Origin of the sequence: Leminorella grimontii, assembly GCF_039789245.1 — a bacterium.
GTDB lineage: Bacteria > Pseudomonadota > Gammaproteobacteria > Enterobacterales > Enterobacteriaceae > Leminorella > Leminorella grimontii.
Genome location: NZ_CP146357.1, coordinates 2,602,570 through 2,623,789 on the forward strand (window position 1 = coordinate 2,602,570; position 21,220 = coordinate 2,623,789).

The window sequence follows — 21,220 nt, forward strand, 5'->3', positions numbered from 1 at the left end:
GCGACCTCCTCTCAGAAATGCAGGTAGTACAGCACGTGGAAAAACAGCGGCGCGGTATAAATTAGAGAGTCCAGCCGGTCGAGAATGCCGCCGTGCCCCGGCAGTATGCTGCCGGAGTCCTTAACGCCGATATCCCGTTTCACGGCCGACATGACGACGTCGCCGATAAAGCCGGTAATGCCGATAAGGAAGCCCATACCGACGGACTCCCAGCCCGACAGCGGCGTCAATACGCCCCCCAGCAGCCAGGCGATGACCATCGTGGTGGCTATCCCGCCAAGCAGCCCTTCCAGCGTCTTATTCGGACTGACTTTAGGAATGACCTTTATGCGCCCCAGGCTTTTTCCCCACAGGTACTGAGCGATGTCGTTACACTCGGTCAGCGCCACCAGGTAAATAACCAAAAGCGGACCGGTTTCCGGCGTCTTGCTCGGCAACACGGTCAAATAGGCAACGTGGCTAATGGCGAATACTGTTGTCATTACGCCCCAATGCAGCATCGACGCGGAGCGGAGAAAGTCCTTATTGTTGCCGATAAGCACCATGCGCATCGGTAAAAACAGAAATACGTAAACCGGAATAAACACCAGAAACATGCTGTACCACTCGATGCCAATCCAATAGTACTGGATCGGGATCGCGATATAGGCCCAAAGGAGCGGCATGCTGTCAGATCGGCGAGTAGGAATAAGCGTCAAAAATTCTTTTAGCGCCAGGAAGCTGATTATCGCAAAAACGGTAAGAGACACCCCGCGCGGCGTCGCCACGGCCAGAGAAAAAACGATAACAATCCACCACCAGGTGGCAATACGCTTTTTGAGTTCGCTCCAGTCCTTTTCCGGCGAACGGCGGGCCAAAATCCTAATCGTTACGCTGGCCACAACCAGCAGCGCAAACAGGATCAGCAGCGCACGAATGAGTATTGGACTCATCTTACTACTCCCTGAAAATTAGCGAACTTCCGCCAGAGCCCTGCGACAGCGGTTTAAGCAGGTCCATACCAACAAAACGCTGACTGCGGCGAACACCAGCCAGCTCCATGCCATTAGCTGCGGCCAGAGGGCAATCGCCAGCCCGTAAGCGCCAAAGACCAAAGCCCGATCGCTTTTCCCCATGGGGCCGTCGTAGCGTCGGGAAGCGCCTATCGTCTGCGCCAACACGCCGCAAAACTCGGTCATCGCAGCTAAAAATACCGCCAGCACCACCAGCCAGAGCGAGGCGCCGGGCAGCAGCGCAAAGGGAAGGTAAAGCGCCGCATCAGACAGAACGTCGCCCGTTTCGTTTAACAGCGCGCCCAACTTTGACTTTTGATTAAACTCTCGCGCCAGCAGGCCGTCTATTGCGTTAAGCGCCATGCGAATAAAAAGAAAAACGGGCAGGATGAAATACAGCGAAGAATAGGGAAAAGACGCCAACAGCGCGCCAACGATGACTGATGCCGCCAGCGCCGCTAGCGTAACCTGATTTGCCGTCGCACCGGCGCGATACAGCCTGTGGAGCAGAGGCCGCAGCAGAGCCTGAAACTTAGGCTTAAGATCGTATACCGTCATAATTCCCTTTATCTATGCCGAACCTTAATGCCACCACGCTACAATAGCCACTCTCCTCAATCAATAAGAATGCATACATTTTTTAGGGAACTAACGGCATAAATTGTAACATTTCACTGCCATTCGCTTTAAATGCCTGACAAAACTTCACAGTGGCTTCACTATCGCCCGCTACTCTGCCGCCCAAACCATCAACACAGGACGTTGACGATATGGCCTCTCATCGCCACATTTATCTTTACGCTTTTCTTTTTGTTGCGCTACTCGCTTTCGTCATTCCGACGGGCCATGGCTACGAGCCCCAGACGGGAGATATCATTTTTCACACCTCCCGTTCCTCACAAAGCCTGGCGATCCAACAGGCAACCGGTTCCCCCTATAGCCACATGGGTATGGTCGTCATTCGCGATAAAAAGCCCTACGTTTTTGAAGCGTCCAGACGCGTCACCTATACGCCGCTGGACGTTTGGATTGCCCGAGGCGTGGATGGAAAATTCGTCGCCAAGAGGGTTAAAGCGGGGCTTTCCTCCGACCAGCAAAAACGGTTACAGCAGACGGCAGAACGCTATGTGGGTAAGCTCTATGACTTAACCTTTTCCTGGTCTGACGAACGTCAGTACTGCTCGGAAGTCGTGTGGAAAATCTACTCTAACGCGCTAGGCATGAACATCGGCCAACTGCAAAAACTGGGCGACTTTAATCTCAATTCCCCAGCCGTCAAGGCCAAGCTGAAAGAACGCTACGGCGACCGCATACCGCTAAACGAAACGGTAATATCCCCTCAGGCGATGTTCGACGCCGGGCAGCTGTATACGGTTGCAGAAAAATAGCTTGCTATTTACGTCGGCGCGCACTACGATGCGCGCGATTTTTCATCATTTTGTATCTTAATATTCATTTACCCGCAAAGGAGGTATGTCATGCAGCAAGTTCAACACATTACCCTTTGCAGGCGTATTCAGGGCTAATTACCTTTCAGTTACTCCCCCTGGCTTCGGCCTGCCAACTCCATTTATTTTTATTCACCTTTCTATGGATTGGTATATGGGCAATTTTATTCGTCCCTTATCCGAGCGCGCATCCTATATCGCGTCGGATGACCTCTGGATCGAAGGTTTAGCGATCCAACAATTACAAACTACCGCCGCAATGCCGGGAATGGTCAGCGTCGTCGGCATGCCGGATTTGCATCCCGGCAGAGGATACCCCGTCGGCGCCGCATTTTTCTCCACGGGCTGCTTCTACCCTGCACTTGTGGGCAATGACATTGGTTGCGGCATGGGGCTTTGGCAAACGTCTATGACGTTAAAGCAGGCCCGCCTGGATAAGCTTGAAAAGAGGCTGCCCGGCCTTGGTGATTTTGCTGCGACGGAATGGCTGGAAACGTACGCCCTGTCGTCGATGCAGCAACATCCCTTTTATAACTCGCTGGGCTCTATCGGCGGCGGCAACCACTTTGCCGAACTGCAAGCGGTTGATACCGTTTACAACAGCGATGAAGCAGAGGCGCTTTCAATTGATGCAAGCGCCCTACTGCTGTTAGTACACAGCGGCTCACGCGGATTAGGACAGGCTATCTTGCGCGATCACGTTGAACGTTTTGGCCACCGCGGCCTGCTCGAAAACGGCGAAGATGCAAAGCAGTATCTTGACGCTCACCGGCAGGCGTTAGGCTTTGCTGAAGAAAATCGGCGCCTGATCGCGCTGCGCATGCTGGAACAAATCAGAACTGAAGGTCAACGGATAGTCGACGTTCATCATAATTTGGTTGAGCCGAGCAAAATAGGCGGCAGCGATGGCTGGCTACACCGTAAGGGTGCGACGCCGTCCGACCGGGGTGCCGTTATTATACCCGGTTCACGAGGCGACTATAGCTATCTGGTTAAGCCACGGTTATCAGAAAGCAGCCTCCATTCACTCGCCCACGGCGCAGGCCGTAAATGGATGCGTTCTGACTGTAAAAACCGGCTGTCGGCACGCTTTACGCCAGAACAGCTGAGCCGAACGGCAATGGGAAGCAGAGTCATCTGTCAGGACAGGCAGCTTATTTATGAAGAAGCGCCACAGGCCTATAAGTCAATAGACAGCGTAGTAGATACCCTGACTGGCGCAGGTTTGGTCGTTCCAATCGCCCGCCTTAAGCCGATGTTGACCTACAAGACGAGCGGAGGAAAAAGCGAATGATATTGCTACAACTCTCCTCTGCCCAAGGACCGGAAGAGTGCTGCCTGGCCGTCAGTAAGGCGCTGGACAGACTGCATAAAGAAGCCGATGGGTCAAATGTGAAGCTGGAACGTCTGGAACTAGAACCGGGACGACATCGGGGCACTCTGCGCTCGGCGCTGGTAGCCCTTTATGGCGAAGGTGCCGAAAAGCTGGCAGAACGCTGGTGCGGCGCCCTGCTGTGGACATGTCAAAGCCCCTATCGCCCCCACTACGGGCGTAAAAACTGGTATATCGGCATCGCTCGCTTCGAACGGCCTAGCTCTGCTCTGGAAGGCGAAATCCGCTTTGAAACGCTTAGGGCGTCTGGCCCAGGCGGGCAGCACGTTAATAAGACGGACTCAGCGATCAGAGCAACGCATTCAACCAGCGGTATCAGCGTGAAGGTGCAGTCCGAGCGGAGCCAGCACGCCAACAAAAAGCTCGCCGTTTTGTTGATATCCCACCGGTTGAGCCAGTTGGAACAGCAGGCCATCTCGACGCAAAAGGCGGAGCGCCGTCTTTTCCATCATCATATTGAACGAGGAAATCCGTCGTTAGTGTTTAAAGGTGAAGCATTTAAACCGGCATAACCGACTGTAAAGAAATAAGGCCGCTTTCCTCAACGAAAGCGGTTTTATTTTAAATTAGATGTAAATAGATAATATCACGTTACGTTATATATACTAATAGGCAACATTATGGCTATATTTACTTATAAAAAATAAATAAAAACAGAAAGCGTGCGCTTAATAAGTTATCAGAAATAAGAAAACGCGGGGAAAAGGCTTATTCATTTTGAGAATAAGTAGCGAACTTTGATAAAGATAGAATGAGGGGAGGAAACACATCACACCGCAATTTCTCGCGGTGTGATAATGAGTAAAATTAGCAGCCCAGCTGAGACAGGGTCGGCTTGAACGCATCCATAGCGGCTTTGCAGCTATTCTTCAGCGCTTCTTTATCAGCCATTTGTTTCCAGGACTCGGTAGCTTGGTCCATTTGAGTCTTGAACTGATCGGCCATTGCTTTGTTGTCTTTGCCCAGCTTGTTTACACAGGCGGTGATGGTATTTACATACTCATTGCACTCGGCAGGTAAACCATTATCAGCTTGTGCAGCCGGCTTGTCCTTTTCACCACAGCCGCTTAAAGCCAACAGAGAAAAAGCAACAACAGAAGAAAGAAGAATGCGAGAAGGTTTCATGTATTCATTTCCTTGAAATATGTTTATTTAAAATAACCAGTTAGAACAACATCATGCTTGTTCTTTAAAAATTATATCATCAAATAACTAATATGAGTAGTATCAGTGAAAGCGTTTCCAATACCCCTTTATTTAATTAATAGGTAAGTTGTTTATCCTATTACCGGGTATAAAAAATTTTATGCTATCAGTGAACGCCTTTACCCTCACTAGGCCCGATGAAATGCTTTGATAAACGCTATCTTTTACAGCGTTTGGTCACATAGGGATTGTCGTTGCCCTGCACCTGTAAAATGCGCCTGTTGCGTTCACACTCCCAAGACGTTGCCGGGTATAACATATCCCATACGCGAAACAGTTCCGCCTGTTGCTTGGACAGGGTTAGCCGGTATCTATCTCTCATATAAAAATAGGTTCTCGCAATCGCCCCCCGAGCTCGTTCCGGTGGCTCAACTGCGCGATCTTTGAAATCGATTTTCATTTGGCATTGCCCATATTGCTCGCCAAGGCCGTTCCACTGCTCAAATCGAAAGTTGGAGCGATCGTCGTTTACTTCGCCGATAGAAGGCTGCAGGTTGTGTAAATCCGTCTCCATGACGTTATAAACCGGGTCTTTAGTACAGTTTTTCCTTCCACCGTTTTGCCAGCACTGTCGCTGGTGGCCAAACTGCCAAGCAGGCACTACGTGCTCCCACTCAATGCGTCGAGCACGCTCCTCGTTATGACGGATTTTATATCCGCAAGATTTTAAATCCGGAATGCCCTTCTTTCCCTGCCATCGAATTTTACATCCGCAGTAAAACGTCAGCGCCTTCTCTTTATGAATCTCAACGGCCAGACGTTTCGCCTGGCTAAAGCTGATGTTTGGCGATGCGTCCTTTCCATAACCAGACGCCGGTGACAGGATGATAAAAAGCAATAATACGGCAGGACAACGCATAACATGAAAGCTCAGAAACAGCGGCAAAGCCGGAAGAGTAGCGGATTTAGCCGTATCGAACAACCGTCAGGAAAGATTAAAAAAAGAAAAACACGTTATATGGATAAAATTAATTTAAATAGAAACGCCTAAAGAGTTTCCCATTTTATATATAATATAGAAATAAACACTATTTTATTGGAAATAAAAAAACTCCTTAAGTGTACTAAAGAACACCTGTATTTAGTGGGGGTATATGGTATAACTAGCGCTAACAAAGTAACCCTTCATATAGAGAGGTTTCTATGTGTCCTGACTTTACGTTTCAATGCTCAAAGTGTGGTTGCGACTCATTCCGCTCAAATCATCCGGTAAAAACCCTGGATGATATACATGGGGCAATATGTTCAAGATGTTACAAAACTGTTGCACTTCGCGATATTACTGAGCATAAAATCAGGAGAATGCAGCTGATAATACAAAGGAAAATTACGGAAGGCGCTCCTGCTATTTAAATAGCTTCAGGCCATTACGTAGCAAACTGGCCTACAAGACAAACTAATACATTAATTAACAAATGCAGAAGAGTTGTAAATTAAAAATAACAAATACTAGTTTTATAAAAAAATTAAGCAATGTGTACCGGCTAATAATTAGCATATTTAAAGAGTTATCTAGATCCCAACAGATAAACACCCTGTAATAATTAACAGGGTGTTTTTCTATAAATCCAGCTACCGAGAAGACTCTATGCGAATGGCATCTGCCGGAAGCATTACCGTATCAAATAAAAAAGAGAACGGTACGTCAACATAATATGCGGGATAACCTTCTCTGGCTCTATCAAGCGAGTACTGTACCCCAGAATAGTATTCGTCTCCGTGTCCGTTAAATCGGCTGGCAAAGCTGCCACATCCGGCCAAACAGACCAACGCGAGCGCTAAAAGCCCTGCTCTGATTCGCATGTGCCTTCCTTCTCTTTTCGCATTTACTGACAGGGAATGACTTCTCCGGTAACCTCAAGGACGCACATATCCTGCCTGTTCCGGATCCGGTAGCAGCCGGAATCATCACACCAGCGGTCTACCGCATACGTTGATTCATCAACGACTCGAACCCGCGAGCGACGATCGGAACCTGAAGTAACAGCGCCAGAACGAGCGGGCCGCGAATTAAAATAGTAGTCATTGCCACGGCAGTCGTTAAAAGATACGGCGCGTTGGCCAGCCGCATCAGTATACTTTTCAACACAGACCTGATAGCTTTCGGCCTGAACGGCCGGCGCGCTCATTGAAGCCGCTAACCCTGCGGCGCCGATAAGCATAAAAAACAGGCGTTTTTTCATCATTGCATCCCTTCTTTGTGACTTCCCTAATTGAAAACTGACGCCGATATAAACTCAGCGAGCTTACGATGTCGTCAACGCAAGCTTCAGGCCAAAGGCCAGAAAAAGCGTTCCTATACAACCATGCGATAAACGAGCAAGACTATAGCGCTGTTTTAGCATAGCGGCCAGCGTTGCGCCGCTAAAAATGAGCACCGACAGGTATATCATACTGAACGTTTCTAAAATAGCGCCCAGAATAAAAAACGGCATTGCCGTTCCTGGATAGGCTGGATCGACGAATTGAACGAAAAAAGAAACGTAAAATATGATCATTTTGGGATTTGTGACGCTCAGCAGCAGCGCCTTTCTAAAGCAGTTAGCTTTCGACAGGCCTACAGATGCAGCCCGCTCTTCTCTATTGTTACGTCCGATAAGCGTAGAATAAAGAATCGAGCCCCCCAGATAGAGTAAATAAGCGGCTCCCGCATACTTAACGACGCTGAAGAAGAGAGGTGATGTGCGAACCAGTGACGCCACGCCGAGAAATGCCAAAAATATTAGCGTCGCGTCCCCCAAGAAAACGCCAAAGGCAGACTTATAGCCTTCTTTAACGCCGTGCTTGGCGCTACTGGTTAGCACAAACAGCGAATTTGGCCCCGGCACCAGCGTAATGAAGATCACGCCAATAATATAAGTCCACAGGTTAATAACTCCCATGCTTTCAAACATAGTCTCTCTTCTCCACCGTTCGCCGTTGAGAACGAGGTCGTTCGCGCCTCGCTCCGCTCATAGGTTCACACGACAGAAATATACAGACTAATAAACCAAAATCAACGCAACTAAAAACAATTTAAAACCAATAAATTCGATAATCATGGCTACATAAACTAAAAATAAGGCATTAGATTGAAATTAAATTCCAATAATAATTTTTAATCAGATAAAGGTATGATATTTAGAGGCTGCAAAAGAAATTTAGCAGGTATCGTTTGCCGAAGCGTAAAGCTAAATTCACGCTGATGTATACCTATTTTTTGACTAAGACAGCCCATAATGATAGACAACGTAACCTACTGACAGCACAAAGCTGATTGCCGCCAGAGAAAGGAAAAGGGGAAGAAAGGAGAGCGTCTTTCCCCACAGTCTGGCCACATATCTGATAGACATAGCCAGCGCCGCAGGAAAAATAACAAACATGAAAAGAGGTAAACCGGCCATCTATTGTGCTCCTGTCATAGGCTAAAAGCAGCCTGACGCTACTTTTAGTATAGTTCAGAGCAATGATTTCACAGATCGCTGAGACGATACTTCAACGTGTTCTTTTTCAGCGTAGTGTCATCCACATAGCTAACCTCAACGTTGCTGTTTGCTGTCATTCGGTAGGTCATTTCCATCGTTCCAAACATCTCTTGCGCATCTCCCCAGACGATTCGATTACCATCAGTACGACAAAGGTATTTAAACGTCCTCTGCTGGGATTTTTTGAACGCGAGGATGTAACCGCCGCTTTTGCGCTGCTCGACAATGGAAATACGGCTATTAATTTCACGACCGTCGAGTTCAAAGTAGCTGGCGATGGCAGCCTTACACTTTTGCTTCTCGTTCATCTCCGGTTTTGCTAATACCTCACCCGCCAACGCTACCGAGGCTAATATAACAACCTTTCCTAACGTTTTTCCAGAACGAAGCCAGCGGTGCTCTCCTGCCATTGCTCTATCCCTATATGACTGAATTTCAATGCGACATCATATGACAAAGCGCCAGAAAATAGAACGGTTGCGGCGTAGCTAAAAAGATGATTTTTAGATCAACGTCTTTTCTTTTTGAACGTTGAGAACAATAAAAAAAGAAAAGCCCCGATGGCGATCGGGGCAAAGCGAGCAATTTAACAGTATATCTAATCAAGCCATTCGGTGAGGATGTGCTTAATCGATATATAAAATATTATACAACGATAGGTAAGTCAATACGTGAATCGCACTCCGGCGAATTCACTTTTCTAAGTACAGTCAAAAAGTAGGATTATCCCTTGTGATTCGCCCGATAAAGTTCCCAGGTATCAACCTGGACGCCGTCAGGGAAAGAACAAAGGGAGTAGGCGCCTTGCGCATTCTGCTTGGGAATAACCTTCCCTCCAGACTCTACACAATAAACATCTGCTGGATTTCCCTGCCCGCCAATGCGCGGCGAGTTTGACCGTTCCGCTTCTGATGAGCAGCCCTGAATAGCCGATATGGCCAGCAGGCTGGCGGCAACGTAAAACGCTTTTACCTTATTCCCCATGCTTTAATCTCCATCTATTGAAAGACATCGATACATATATGAACGCCACGCAGGCCGCGCTTTCAGTGCTGGCTCGCCGGAACAACCGTTACGTTACTTTCAATCATAGACGATAACACAGGTGACTAAGTAAAAATCAAATTATCTTAAAACATACCGATGCCCCCGACGCATGTGCAGAGACACGGTATGCAAAAACGATCTTAAATTACTTTTCCACCAGCTCAGCGACGTCCGCTGAATTGATTTGGTGTTCGTTACCGTCCTGATCCGTATAACGCGTCATGCCGGTTTCTTTATCCAACTCAGGTTTGCCATGCGTTACGATAGTCTGGCCGGTTTTCGTGGTCATAACGTACTGGCTTGCACAGCCCGAAAGGCCAAAGAGCAGCGCAACACCGGCCGCCATAATCATAAATTTCTTCACCATCATTCAGTCCTCATACTGTTCGGTTAACGCCCGGTAGGTGATGCAAAAACGATACCGGTTACTATTAACATAGTCCGAATCTCCTCACTCTGATAAACAACTAATGCTAAATATCTTCCCTCTCTCGCGCCAATCGGCCTTCTATGGCTGATTCTATAGGTGATTGACTTTGTGACTGGGCTCTAATCTAAAGGGCTAGAGGCTTGTTATAGTGGTAAAGCGGTTAAACAACCATCAAGGAGGTACTATGTTTCCAGAATATAGAGCGCTGATCTCCCGTCTCAAAACTGTCCATCCTCGCTTTCATTCTCTGTTTGAAAAGCACAATGTGTTAGACCATGAAATACTTAGACTAGAAGCCCAGGGAGGCAATGCTCTAAACGAAAAAATATCCCAACTAAAAAAAGAAAAACTACGCATTAAAGATGAGCTCTATCGCATTCTGCGCGAGCAGGATAGAAGCGCTGAGGCGTAAACTCTCCTCCATTCAGAGGGCTATTTTGCTCTTCCGACGAGAGTAATTGATATTTACCTTGAACACAGCCCTGATCGCGGGGCTGTTATGTTCCACACCTTCGCTCATTTCCTGTAATCACGATCTTTATATTCACCATTTTGCCCACACTCGCCGCCCGATCCCCATCAACCTTTTACACTTTTGACTCAGAGCAAATGATAATGAAAATAATTATCATTAATATTGTCTATCGACCTATTGTCTGGTTCAATAAAAAACGATGCAAAGTGGAAAAATCGCCTCGTTAAACCTTTCCTCTAACGCATTGCGGTTGATTCAATCAGCTTACAACTCAAGGAAAAAATAATGAAAAACTACAGACTATTGGCAGGGCTGCTGCCCGTAATGATGGTGGCGGGAGCGGCAAACGCCGCCGAGATGTACAATAAAGACGGCAACAAATTGGACATCTCTGGTCAAATTGAAGGAAACCACTATTTCTCTAACGGCGACGGTGAAGACGGTGACAACAGCTACGTTCGCTTCGGCATCATGGGCGAAACGCAGGTAAACGACCAAATCACTGGCTATGGATACTATCAGGCGGAACTGACCGCCAGCTCGTCGGAAGAAAGCGGCGACAACGGTTCGACCACTCGCTACGCCTATGCGGGCATTAAAGTGGGCGACGCGGGTTCCTTCGACTACGGCCGTAACAACGGTATTCTCTACGACATTGGCGGCTGGACGGACGTTCTACCTGAATTCGGCGGCGACTCCTACCAGCAAACCGACGTCTTCATGACTCAGCGAGCCGGTAACTTGGCCACCTATCGTAATAAGAGCCTCTTCGGCCTGGTTGAAGGCCTGGATTTTGCCGTCCAATATCAGGGGCGCAATGACAAAAACGATCGCAACGGCACCGACCGCAACGGCGATGGATGGGGCATGTCGACGACGTACGATCTGGGTATGGGTCTTTCTTTCGGCGTAGCCTATGCGTCGTCCGACAGAACGGATGCGCAAACGGAAGACGGGAAAGGCGATCGCGCTGACGCAGTAAGCGCCGGCTTCAAGTACGACGAAAACAACGTTTATCTGGCCGCCCTCTATGCCCAAACGTATAACATGAATATTTACGGTGAAGATGATACCGTCGCCAACAAGACGCAAAATATCGAAATCGTCGCACAGTACCAGTTCGATTCCGGCCTGCAACCTTCACTGGCCTGGGTTTACTCTAAGGGTAAAGATCTTCAGCACGACGTAGGCGGCAAAACGTATAACAGCGAAGAGCTGGCTAACTATATTGATGTAGGCGCAAACTACTACTTCAACAAAAACATGGCGGCCAAGGTTGACTACAAGATTAACATGTTAGACGACAACGCCTTTACCAAAGACGCTGGCATTTCCACTGACAACATTGTCTCCGTCGCGTTCGTTTATCAGTTCTAATACTCGATTAACGACGGTATAAACGAGAAAAGGCGCATACGCGCCTTTTCTGTTGGTCACCCGCGCTCATCACGCTATTTTTTATCCTGAGCAATCTTCTTAAGCGCCAAAGGCAGCAGTTCGTCCAGCTGCTTTTCTACCGTCCTATAGGCTTCCAGCGGCTTACCGTATGGGTCAGAAAGATCCTCTTGCCGGTTAGCGGCAAACTCGGCGAGCGTATAGACTTTGCCCTTCGCCGCCGGGAAGTTGGCTAAAATCTTGTCCTTATGCCCTTGCGTCATCGTCAGCAAAAGCGTCGACGTGTCGACGTCGGCCTGCGTAAGCTGAGTCGCCTGATGATGGGAAATATCGATGCCGCGCTCTTTAAGCACGGTTACCGTTCCCTTTTCCGGCGTAGTTTCTTTTGGGTCGACGTTTACGCCCCGCGACTGAACAAGAACGTTCAAACCGTCCTTTTTAATCAGGTCTGAGGCCAGCGCCTCTGCCATCGGGCTACGACCGGTATTTCCGGTACAAACGAAGGTCACCAGCGGCTCTGCGGCCGAAGCTATCATGCTGAAAAGCGACAGTGCGCCAGCAATCATCAAGTGATTCAGTTTCATGCTATTCCTTATTGTATATGCTGCGTTTTATCGACGGCGAAACCCCGAACGTAGGAAAATCGCCCCTGATGCTTTTACTACAACTAAAGCTCCCTCTGTTCCCTGGTAGTAATACGATGCGAAAAGAGAGAACAACAAATATACGATTGAAGGGCACGCTGGGCAACAGATCCTATATTAGCTTTCACTTTATCTTTCAAATGAATAATCAATACAGGGCCTCAATAACTCAGGCTCGGTAAGAATAAACGTCAGGCGTTTCGGGGCGTATATTGAGTAACGATTAACGTGACTAAACAAATAGCGGCTCCCGCAAAAAACGTTGACGCAGAGCCCCAAACGTCCCACAGAAGGCCTGCGCCAAGGCTCGCCAGCAGCATCGCGCCGCCGCTTATCAGGCTAAAAATGCCAAACGCCGTGCCCCGTAAATCGGCCGGCGCTGCGTGGGCTATCATGGCGTTAAACAGGCCCTGAGTCATCCCCAGGTGAATGCCCCACAGCGCAACGCCCAAGATAATGCCCTGCCAGCTATGGCTCATCGCGAGCACAACGTCAGCAGCCACGAGAACGAACAGCCCAAGCTGCAATATGCGACGATGGCTCATCGTGTCAGACAAGCGGCCAAAAGGATAGGCGGTGACTGAAAACACTACGTTCATCGCTACCATCACCATCGGGATCAATGCCAGGGAGATCCCCACTTCCTGTGCGCGTAAAACTAAAAATGCTTCGCTAAAGCGAGCAAGCGTAAATATGCCGCCCAAGAAAATAATCCACCAGCAGCTGCCGCCAAGGCGTTTCAGGCTCTCTTTCTTGATAGGGTTTGTGCGGCGGTGTTCAACAGGAGTACGAGGCTCATGAAGCCCCCAAAACAGCAACGCCACGGCCAAAAATGCGGGAATGGCGGCGACCCAGAAAATAGTGCGGAAGTCGTTGCTCCATAACAGCATTAACCCTACGGCCAGTAAAGGCCCCAGAAATGCGCCTGTCGTATCCAGCGACTGCCTTAAGCCGTATGCGGCCCCTCTGATTTCCGCTGGCGTAATGTCGGCAACCAGTGCGTCGCGCGGGGCGCCGCGGATCCCCTTGCCCAAACGGTCTATCAAACGGGCGCTGAGAATCATTCCAGACGTTGAGGCCAAAGCGAAAAGCGGCTTGCTCAACGCACCGAGGCCATATCCCAGCACCGCCAGCCCTTTTCGTTTACCAATGTAATCGCTTATCGCACCGGAAAATACCTTCACGGCAAGCGCGGTCGCTTCCGCCAGCCCCTCGATGAGCCCTATCAATACCACAGGAACGCCAAGCGTCGTGACCATAAAAAGCGGCAGCAGGCTGTGGATCATCTCAGAAGAAATGTCCATCAGCAGGCTGACAAAGCCGATAGTCCAGACGCCGCCGGGTATCTGTTTTAGCGTCGCAAAACGCGAAGACATCATAGATCCCTTTAAATGCTTATGAGAGATGCAGTAGTAGGTAATAGCACCTATTACACATTATTAAGAACGCATATGAAATCAGAATAGTATCGAAACGCTCATTCGACAAAAGGGGGAACTGAAGCGCCGCAGGGGCATTTAAATCGAGGGAAAATAGAGGCCATCAATGCAACAAAGCCGCCCAGAAAGAGCGGCTTTCAATGATGATTACATCGGGTCGTGATACATCTCGCAGGCCTGTAGCGTATTTTGCATCAGCGTCGCCACCGTCATCGGGCCCACGCCTCCGGGAACCGGCGTAATCCAAGCCGCGCGCTCTGCCGCCGTTTCATACTCTACGTCACCGACCACTTTACCGCTTTCCAGCCGGTTAATGCCGACGTCGATAACGATAGCGCCCGGTTTAATCCACTCTCCGCGCACGAACCCGGGGCGACCAACGGCCGCGACGATCAGATCGGCCTCTCTCACCTTTTTCTCCATATTCTGCGTGAAGCGATGAGTCACGGTTGTCGTACAGCCGGCCAGCAGCAGCTCCAGCCCCATGGGGCGACCGACGATATTGGAAGCGCCGATAACTAACGCATCCAGACCGTACGTGTTAATTTCACAACGCTGCAGCATGGTAATTATGCCGCGCGGCGTGCAGGGACGGAGCTTCGGAGTACGTTGACACAGGCGGCCGATGTTATAAGGATGGAAGCCGTCGACGTCCTTCTCCGGAGAGATGCGCTCAAGGATCTTAGTGTTATCAAACCCCTCCGGCAGCGGAAGCTGAACCAAAATGCCGTCAATCAGCGGGTCATTGTTTAGGGAATCGATCAAAGTGAGCAGTTCATTCTCAGAACAGGTGTGGTCCAGATTAAACGAGCGGGAAAGGAAGCCAACCTCTTCACAGGCGCGTCGTTTACTGTTGACATAAATCTGCGATGCGGGATTTTCCCCAACCAGAACAACGGCCAAACCGGGCGCCCTTCTGCCCGCCTGAATTCGCTTTTGTACGCTAGCGGCAATCTCCGCTCTTAGCTGCTGAGCAATTGCCTTACCATCAATAATCTTTGCTGACATCTGAGAATCGATCCACTGTTTAATCACGGGGGACCTATTCTGTCAGATGAAGAACGTTCTGTCAGGGGTAAGTTAAGATTAATTGCCTCAGGCGAAACGGTCACGTTATGTTCAGTTACGAAAGAAGCGGCGCATTATCGGCCAGTTAGCGCCTAAAATCATTGACCTTCCGAGGAAGAGCCGTATAATTCGAGCCCACTGACGCCTTTCTCGCGTCGCTCATCCCAACGCTCCCATAGCTCAGCTGGATAGAGCAACGGCCTTCTAAGCCGTAGGTCGAAGGTTCGAATCCTTCTGGGGGCGCCATTAAATCAACGATAGCATCAAAAGACGCTCTTCCGCTTTAGAGCAAGCAACTAACCAGATAACTAGTCTATAGTTTGGTAAGAATTTCCCTACTCCGTTTTGTTTCCACATAAATAATTGTTCCGTTTTGGATAATTAATAATATTAGAAATAAAACTGTAGCTTATCTCAGATAAGTACATTCAACGCTCAATATTACCGTTCATTAAATTAATTAAATAAATAAAAATTTCATCAAAAGTATATTAAACATCTCTTTTTACTTTTATCAAAAAAGGATATATTCGCGTCCGTAAACTTGGCGTGATGATTTCATTATTTCACATAAAAGAGAGATTTTTGTCACATAATTCGGCCATATATTTAATTATTAATATATTGAAAGAACCGTAGGCGACGTCTCTCAACAAATAAAATCAATAAATAACAATTTGTTATATTTAAAGCTGTTGTATATAAACCCATTCCTCACACAGCTTCATGCTCGCCGATAGTAATGGCATTGACGGTTAAAGCGGGCATTCGCCGTCATATAACAAAAATTTAAAAATTCAGATACGAGAAAAAGACAAGAGTTTATAGCTAAGAAAATTATGTTTAATATAGTAAGAGGTTGTTATGGTACAGTATTTCAAATTACGTTCAGTTGTTATTAATAAAACCGGTTATGTTTATGCCGACGACGTATACGACGCGTTAAACATTAATAAACATAAGGCGTTAGAAATTCTTGATAGCGCAGATATTATTGTTGATAAAGGCATAGAGCTTATTTCAGACTGGATGTTAATGGCGCTCGATCTGCAGATAAAAGAGAAGAATCTTTACAGGGAATTTGTTTTTATTTAAAGAGTTCGGTCCGTTCTTTCCGTGCGCGGGGTTCCGTCGTCGCCCCGCGGCCGGCCCTTTCAGCTCGTCCCTTCCTTACTCCACCGCATCGTGTAGTATGTAGCCATCCCTCTACTGAATAGGAAGTCGACAATGAACAATGAAGAACTCATCGCCTACTGCTTAACCAAGCCAGGAGCGGTGCACGACTATAAGGCCGAGTGGGAAGCCGATCGCGTCTGCGTTTTCGGAAAAATGTTTGCCCTGCTGGGCGAGCTTAACGGGCGGCCTATTATTTCCCTCAAAAGCAATCCTGACCGTTCCGACATTCTGCGGCAAACCTATCCGGACGTCATTCCGGGATACTATTTAAACAAGAACCACTGGAATTCGATGTTTTTTGACGGCGCCTTAACCATAGACTTCATACAGGAAAGCATCGATCATTCGTATAACCTGATCGTCCAAGGCTTACCCAAGAAAACGCAGGCGCTGTTAAAGGCGCCGCAGCAGGCCGAATAGGCCACGATCAAGGTCAACGCTAACCGCCAAGCGGGCAAGCGGCAGCCTTAATCCTCCGCCGGCGGCGTGGAGGACTAAGGCCGTCCATTCACCAAATAAGCGCCTCGAACAGGCGCTTATTGCATCATCGGTTCGCCTTTTAACGGTTGGTTTTCACGCCAATGGCGTACTTTATCCACCTCAAACAGCGTCGACTGTTTAAAGTTCGTCAACCACATCTGTAAATACCCTTCTTGTACTACGCGATAATATTTATATTCCGCCGGAATAATCGTTTCGCCCCGTTCGCTGACAATTCCAAGGCGCCAATCTTTACTACCGTCAACGCCCGTGGTCAGCGCATAGGCGTCAATCTCAGGGATATATTGAAGCTCACGGCCTTTGTGGTTAAACAGCACGTGGCCCTGCTTGTCCATCAGGCTAACGCTTCCGCCTTCATCCGTAGCAATAATGCGATCCTTACCGTCAACCTCCTCAATGCTTTTTCCCTTTACCAACAGCCGCCCCGTTCTGTCAAACAGGTAATCACGCAGATGCTCTCCTCCGCTATCGTCAGAAGCGATAAACATCCCGTTTTTCCAGAACAATCGGCTATGCGCAGGCGCCACCAGCCATTTCTGACTTTTCAGGTCGTAGAGGCCCAGCCTGTCGTTATCACCGGCGATAGCTAAATGCTGTTCTACTATCTCTTTAAACTCATTCGTATGGAGAAGCCGCTTTCCTTTTTCATCAAAAATAAATCCTTCCGGCGTTCTGCGATAAATCTCCCTCTCGGTCCCTCCTTCCCTTTTCCACTTGGTGCCCACAATGAAAGGCTGGCTTTCGCTAAATTCATAATAGCCGTCTTCAGGGTTTGGGACGATCAGGTTGCCCTGACGGTCAATCAGCCCTTCATAAAGCGAAAAATAACGGTCGTCGGGTTCACTGCCGGCATAGCGCTTTTGGCTATACTTAAACAAGTTCTTCCGCTCTTCGGGGGGAATCTGGGGGAACTGCGTCAAGTCAAGCTGCTTGAAAACGTGCAAAAACATCATTCTTTCCAGCAAGTTTCCCGACTCGTAAGGCACCGTAAGCTTTAGCGTTAACCCATCGCCCACGCTCACGTAATAGTCATAGTTCGTTTCGCTCTCATCGCCGTAGATGAAGACATCTCCAACCCGCTTCCCCTTCGGAGCCTCTTTTTGAGCCTGCGCTAGCAGCTCAGAAACAGGCCGGGAGTAGAGCTCGATATAAACTTCGCGCTCAAACGTTTCTGACGGAAACTTCACCCGAACAGGGTTCATCGACTTTCCGCGCTCTACAAAACGACCAGGCTTTTCCAGAATGTTGTCAATCCTATGCCAAATCGCCTGATGAACCTCCGCAACGTTAAAATAGTCGCTCACCTTAGCCTGATATTTTTCTTCCAATGCGGGTTGCGAAAGCGCCAGATCGCCAATCGTAATGACGTTCTTACCGCGGTAGCGTTCATCCATCGTACGCAGTATGGAAAAGGCTTTCGCCGCCGCCTCTGCCGTTTGTACGTCCGCCAGCCCGACGAAGTAGCGGCCGATTGAATCGTCATACTGAAAGTACAGCACTTCCATTACACCATACTGGTTGTAATAAACCGCGCCGTTTTCCGACTGAAACAGAACGTCGCCTTGGCTTACCAGCCACGAGGCGAGGCCAAAGTCGCTTTTTTTAGCGCTGACGACAAAAAGCTCGGCGCTGATGCCGCTTTGCTTATCGTTGAAGGTGTAGATTGCCGTGTCTTCATTTTCCATGTCGACCAGCAGCCCTTCCATCCTGCGCAGGTAGATCCCTGAGTTTCTGCGCTCTAGCGTATCGTATGCGTCAACGGGCAGCTTGACGGTAAAATGGCCAAGGGGAGAAAACGGGACGCCGGGAAAGTCCTCCATAGGTGTACGGCTAAACGCCTCTTTCTCCTGTAGAAGCGTCGCCTGATACGCCTTTTCCTGCTGCTCAAAGCGCTGTTTCATCGCCACCAGCTCAGGGGCCGTTTCGTCAGCGCTTTTCAACGTCATGGTGATAACGCAGTCATAGAAACCGCAGGTCATGTCCTTATCCGATATAAGCCTGATAACGCCTTTTTTATCCGCCTTTATCGTATTCCAAGTATTGTTTACTTGAAATCGCCCGTCCTTAACGCGCTCGCTACGCTTCCCGTCAACGGTGTAGTAAGAAACCTCCGCCGGAGTGATGTTGAAATAGATGTCGTTTTTGACCTTCCCTATGCTCTCGGCAATGCCTTCCTGAAGAGACGCTCGCCCTTCGGCCCCGTCCTGCTCTTTACCGTTGTCAAACTCCACCCGGATATCGTCAACCAGGTAGTAGCCGTCTTTGGGCTTGCTTTCTCCATCGCATCCCGACAGCAGCAGCGCTATTGCCGCTGCGCTAACGTATTTCTTCATCGCGTCGTCCCTATTGCCTAAAAAAAAGCCTCTGAACGCACGGGCGTCAGAGGCTATCAATAATTCGCTGCGCTTAACCTACTTGCGTCGCCAGGTCGTCCCGCCCGCTCCGTCTTCCAGCACGATGCCCATCTCCGTCAGGCGATTGCGCGCTGCGTCAGCCGCGGCCCAGTCTTTAGACTGACGGGCGTCGTTGCGCTGCTTGATTAACGCTTCGATTTCGGCAACTTCATCGTCATCGTCGCTATTGGTTGCGCCCTGTAAAAACGCTTCCGGATCCTGTTCCAGTAACCCCAGCACCTGAGCCACTCGACGCAGCTCCGCCGCCAATTGGTTAGCCGCCACTACGTCTTCGGCCTTCAGGCGGTTAACTTCGCGCGCCATGTCAAACAGTACGGAATAGGCTTCAGGCGTGTTGAAATCGTCGTCCATCGCTTCGCAGAAACGCGCTTCGTATTCGGTGCCGCCGAGCGCCTTAACGCTGGCGTCGGTGCCGCGCAGCGCGGTGTAAAAACGCTCCAGCGCCGCTCTCGCCTGCTTTAAGTTTTCTTCGCTGTAGTTAAGCTGGCTGCGATAATGGCCGGACATCAGAAAATAGCGCACGGTTTCGGCGTCGTAATGCTTAAGCACGTCGCGGATGGTGAAGAAGTTGCCCAGCGATTTGGACATCTTCTCTTTATCGATCATCACCATGCCGGAGTGCATCCAGTAGTTGACGTAAGGCCCGTCGTGAGCGCAGGTAGACTGCGCGATTTCGTTTTCATGATGGGGGAACATCAGGTCAGAGCCCCCGCCGTGAATATCAAAATGCTCGCCCAGCTGCTTGCTGTTCATCGCCGAGCATTCAATGTGCCACCCCGGACGCCCCGGCCCCCACGGAGATTCCCAGCTCGGCTCGCCCGGCTTGGACATCTTCCACAGCACGAAGTCCATCGGGTTGCGTTTAACGTCAGCCACCTCAACCCGCGCGCCGGCCTGAAGCTGCTCCAGATCCTGACGTGACAGCAGGCCGTAGTCTGAATCGGTATCTACGGCAAACATCACGTCGCCGTTGCTCGCCACGTAGGCGTGGCCGCGCGCCAGCAGAAGCTCTACCAGCTCGATAATCTCTTTAATATGATGCGTTGCCCGCGGCTCCAGATCCGGGCGTAGGATGTTCAGCGCGTCAAAGTCCGCATGCATTTCCGCCAGCATGCGCGTCGTCAATTGATCGCAACTCTCGTTATTTTCCGCCGCGCGGCGAATAATCTTGTCGTCAACGTCGGTGACGTTGCGCACATAGGTCAGGTCGTAACCGGCAAAGCGCAGATAGCGGGCAACAACGTCAAAGGCGACAAAGGTTCTTCCATGCCCGATATGGCACAGGTCATAAATCGTTACCCCACACACGTACATACCCACTTTACCGGGATGAATAGGCTTGAATTCCTCTTTCTGTCTGCTCAGGGTATTAAAAATCTTTAGCATGGGGATGACCGTTATTATGTGTTGTTAAAACAAGCCCTATTAATCAAACGTAGATAAAGCGTGAAAACGGCCGCTCAGAACGAACAAAAAAGCCGCCGCACGCTGATATAAGGCGATAATGCATAAGCGTCATATTGAAACCTGATTAAACAGGCTTTGCAAGAGAAACCCCCCGAAACCTTCGGGGGTAAATAGAGATTGTGGAGACGAGAAAAGTGAAAAATAAGGCGGTTACAGAAAGTTGTCGTCTACCCGACTCACTTTACGGCAATACCTTCAATTTCAATCATCGCTCCCATAGGAATTTTCCCTACCTGTAAGGCCGTTCTGGCAGGAGGCGCGCCGTTAAAGGCTTCGGCATAAATCTTATTCATCGTGCCGTAGTCATCCATGTTGCTAAGGTAAACGTTCACTTTCACCAGCTTATCCATCGATGAACCACTGGCTTCCAACACGTTACGCAGGTTGGCGATAGCTTGACGAGTTTGCGCTTCGATACCCTCCGGCAGCTTGCGGCTTACCGGGTCGATGCCTATTTGCCCCGACGTAAAAATAAATCCGTTAGCTTCTATCGCAGGTGAATAAAGCGCCGACGGCTTAGCGCCTTCCGGTACGATCGCTTTTCTGTCGCCGGCCTGCGCCGCGCTGGCGGAAAACAAAATCGCACCTAGCGTCATGATTAAAAGAGGCTTATGAAATTTAGACATGCTTATCATCCTTAAGGTCATTAAAAAGAAAGCGT

Annotated in this window: 24 protein-coding genes and 1 tRNA gene; 8 read left to right on the forward strand and 17 right to left on the reverse strand. The window is 49.2% G+C overall.

Features of this window, described 5'->3' with window-relative positions; all coding sequences use genetic code 11:
- Positions 1-11: 11 nt before the first annotated feature.
- Entirely contained in the window at positions 12-932 is a 921-nt protein-coding gene (locus V8L73_RS12140; protein WP_347253099.1) for a phosphatidate cytidylyltransferase, read from the reverse strand.
- A gap of 18 nt (positions 933-950) precedes the next feature.
- Positions 951-1,550: a CDP-alcohol phosphatidyltransferase family protein gene (locus V8L73_RS12145; protein ID WP_027272776.1), complete on the reverse strand. Its 600-nt coding sequence runs from the start codon at positions 1,548-1,550 to the stop codon at positions 951-953.
- A gap of 212 nt (positions 1,551-1,762) precedes the next feature.
- Here V8L73_RS12145 and V8L73_RS12150 point away from each other — a divergent pair, with 212 nt between their 5' ends.
- From V8L73_RS12150 to prfH, 3 genes are all read left to right on the forward strand, one after another.
- Positions 1,763-2,380: a YiiX family permuted papain-like enzyme gene (locus tag V8L73_RS12150; protein WP_261832406.1), complete on the forward strand. Its 618-nt coding sequence runs from the start codon at positions 1,763-1,765 to the stop codon at positions 2,378-2,380.
- Positions 2,381-2,594: 214 nt separating this feature from the next.
- Positions 2,595-3,734: an RNA ligase RtcB family protein gene (locus V8L73_RS12155; protein WP_347253101.1), complete on the forward strand. Its 1,140-nt coding sequence runs from the start codon at positions 2,595-2,597 to the stop codon at positions 3,732-3,734.
- Entirely contained in the window at positions 3,731-4,345 is a 615-nt protein-coding gene (gene prfH, locus V8L73_RS12160; RefSeq protein WP_261832408.1) for a peptide chain release factor H, read from the forward strand. The genes V8L73_RS12155 and prfH overlap by 4 nt, the downstream gene beginning before the upstream one ends.
- 295 nt (positions 4,346-4,640) lie before the next feature.
- On the opposite strand, the gene V8L73_RS12165 is transcribed toward prfH, so the two are convergent.
- Together V8L73_RS12165 and endA are read right to left on the reverse strand one after the other, a co-directional pair.
- The gene (locus tag V8L73_RS12165) at positions 4,641-4,958 is read right to left on the reverse strand and encodes a hypothetical protein (protein WP_051155511.1); all 318 of its coding nucleotides are present in this window, start codon (positions 4,956-4,958) and stop codon (positions 4,641-4,643) included.
- A gap of 238 nt (positions 4,959-5,196) precedes the next feature.
- Positions 5,197-5,898: a deoxyribonuclease I gene (endA, locus tag V8L73_RS12170; protein WP_261832409.1), complete on the reverse strand. Its 702-nt coding sequence runs from the start codon at positions 5,896-5,898 to the stop codon at positions 5,197-5,199.
- Positions 5,899-6,182: 284 nt separating this feature from the next.
- On the opposite strand from endA, the gene V8L73_RS19895 reads away from it, so the two are divergent.
- The gene (locus tag V8L73_RS19895; protein ID WP_420864726.1) at positions 6,183-6,392 is read left to right on the forward strand and encodes an ECs_2282 family putative zinc-binding protein; all 210 of its coding nucleotides are present in this window, start codon (positions 6,183-6,185) and stop codon (positions 6,390-6,392) included.
- A 219-nt stretch (positions 6,393-6,611) separates the two neighbouring features.
- Here V8L73_RS19895 and V8L73_RS12175 read toward each other — a convergent pair whose 3' ends face one another.
- From V8L73_RS12175 to V8L73_RS12205, 7 genes are all read right to left on the reverse strand, one after another.
- Positions 6,612-6,842 (reverse strand): YceK/YidQ family lipoprotein, encoded by a 231-nt coding sequence (locus V8L73_RS12175; RefSeq protein WP_081650700.1) that lies wholly within the window; start codon positions 6,840-6,842, stop codon positions 6,612-6,614.
- A gap of 23 nt (positions 6,843-6,865) precedes the next feature.
- Positions 6,866-7,225 (reverse strand): hypothetical protein, encoded by a 360-nt coding sequence (locus V8L73_RS12180; protein ID WP_027272771.1) that lies wholly within the window; start codon positions 7,223-7,225, stop codon positions 6,866-6,868.
- Between the two features lie 60 nt (positions 7,226-7,285).
- On the reverse strand, positions 7,286-7,933 hold the full coding sequence (gene leuE / locus V8L73_RS12185; protein ID WP_027272770.1) for a leucine efflux protein LeuE: 648 nt from the start codon (positions 7,931-7,933) through the stop codon (positions 7,286-7,288).
- A gap of 309 nt (positions 7,934-8,242) precedes the next feature.
- Entirely contained in the window at positions 8,243-8,422 is a 180-nt protein-coding gene (locus tag V8L73_RS12190; protein ID WP_027272769.1) for a hypothetical protein, read from the reverse strand.
- 68 nt (positions 8,423-8,490) lie between these two features.
- Positions 8,491-8,913 carry a hypothetical protein gene (locus V8L73_RS12195; RefSeq protein WP_027272768.1) on the reverse strand — a complete coding sequence of 141 codons (423 nt, stop codon included), beginning with the start codon at positions 8,911-8,913 and terminating at the stop codon, positions 8,491-8,493.
- A gap of 313 nt (positions 8,914-9,226) precedes the next feature.
- Positions 9,227-9,487 (reverse strand): DUF333 domain-containing protein, encoded by a 261-nt coding sequence (locus V8L73_RS12200; RefSeq protein WP_051155510.1) that lies wholly within the window; start codon positions 9,485-9,487, stop codon positions 9,227-9,229.
- Positions 9,488-9,695: 208 nt separating this feature from the next.
- Positions 9,696-9,917, reverse strand: a complete 222-nt coding sequence (locus V8L73_RS12205) for a YgdI/YgdR family lipoprotein (protein WP_027272766.1) — start codon at positions 9,915-9,917, stop codon at positions 9,696-9,698.
- A 247-nt stretch (positions 9,918-10,164) separates the two neighbouring features.
- Between V8L73_RS12205 and V8L73_RS12210 the strand changes: the two genes are divergently transcribed.
- Together V8L73_RS12210 and V8L73_RS12215 are read left to right on the forward strand one after the other, a co-directional pair.
- Entirely contained in the window at positions 10,165-10,392 is a 228-nt protein-coding gene (locus tag V8L73_RS12210; protein ID WP_027272765.1) for a DUF465 domain-containing protein, read from the forward strand.
- A 348-nt stretch (positions 10,393-10,740) separates the two neighbouring features.
- A complete protein-coding gene (locus V8L73_RS12215) occupies positions 10,741-11,832 on the forward strand; it encodes a porin (protein WP_261832411.1) in 1,092 nt (363 codons plus the stop codon).
- A 74-nt stretch (positions 11,833-11,906) separates the two neighbouring features.
- On the opposite strand, the gene V8L73_RS12220 is transcribed toward V8L73_RS12215, so the two are convergent.
- The 3 genes from V8L73_RS12220 to folD form a co-directional block, all read right to left on the reverse strand.
- On the reverse strand, positions 11,907-12,434 hold the full coding sequence (locus tag V8L73_RS12220) for a low molecular weight protein arginine phosphatase (RefSeq protein ID WP_027272763.1): 528 nt from the start codon (positions 12,432-12,434) through the stop codon (positions 11,907-11,909).
- Positions 12,435-12,685: 251 nt separating this feature from the next.
- On the reverse strand, positions 12,686-13,870 hold the full coding sequence (locus V8L73_RS12225) for an MFS transporter (protein WP_261832413.1): 1,185 nt from the start codon (positions 13,868-13,870) through the stop codon (positions 12,686-12,688).
- Between the two features lie 210 nt (positions 13,871-14,080).
- Entirely contained in the window at positions 14,081-14,941 is an 861-nt protein-coding gene (folD, locus tag V8L73_RS12230) for a bifunctional methylenetetrahydrofolate dehydrogenase/methenyltetrahydrofolate cyclohydrolase FolD (protein WP_027272761.1), read from the reverse strand.
- A 229-nt stretch (positions 14,942-15,170) separates the two neighbouring features.
- Here folD and V8L73_RS12235 point away from each other — a divergent pair.
- Positions 15,171-15,247, forward strand: a tRNA-Arg gene (locus V8L73_RS12235).
- A gap of 981 nt (positions 15,248-16,228) precedes the next feature.
- The gene (locus V8L73_RS12240) at positions 16,229-16,597 is read left to right on the forward strand and encodes an MmcQ/YjbR family DNA-binding protein (protein WP_027272759.1); all 369 of its coding nucleotides are present in this window, start codon (positions 16,229-16,231) and stop codon (positions 16,595-16,597) included.
- A 116-nt stretch (positions 16,598-16,713) separates the two neighbouring features.
- Here V8L73_RS12240 and V8L73_RS12245 read toward each other — a convergent pair whose 3' ends face one another.
- The 3 genes from V8L73_RS12245 to V8L73_RS12255 all read right to left on the reverse strand — a co-directional run bounded on the left by V8L73_RS12245 (position 16,714) and on the right by V8L73_RS12255 (position 21,185).
- A complete protein-coding gene (locus V8L73_RS12245; protein WP_347253102.1) occupies positions 16,714-19,011 on the reverse strand; it encodes a hypothetical protein in 2,298 nt (765 codons plus the stop codon).
- A gap of 78 nt (positions 19,012-19,089) precedes the next feature.
- Positions 19,090-20,478 (reverse strand): cysteine--tRNA ligase, encoded by a 1,389-nt coding sequence (cysS, locus tag V8L73_RS12250; protein WP_261832417.1) that lies wholly within the window; start codon positions 20,476-20,478, stop codon positions 19,090-19,092.
- A gap of 257 nt (positions 20,479-20,735) precedes the next feature.
- The gene (locus V8L73_RS12255; protein WP_347253103.1) at positions 20,736-21,185 is read right to left on the reverse strand and encodes a RidA family protein; all 450 of its coding nucleotides are present in this window, start codon (positions 21,183-21,185) and stop codon (positions 20,736-20,738) included.
- Between the last annotated feature and the right edge of the window lie 35 nt (positions 21,186-21,220).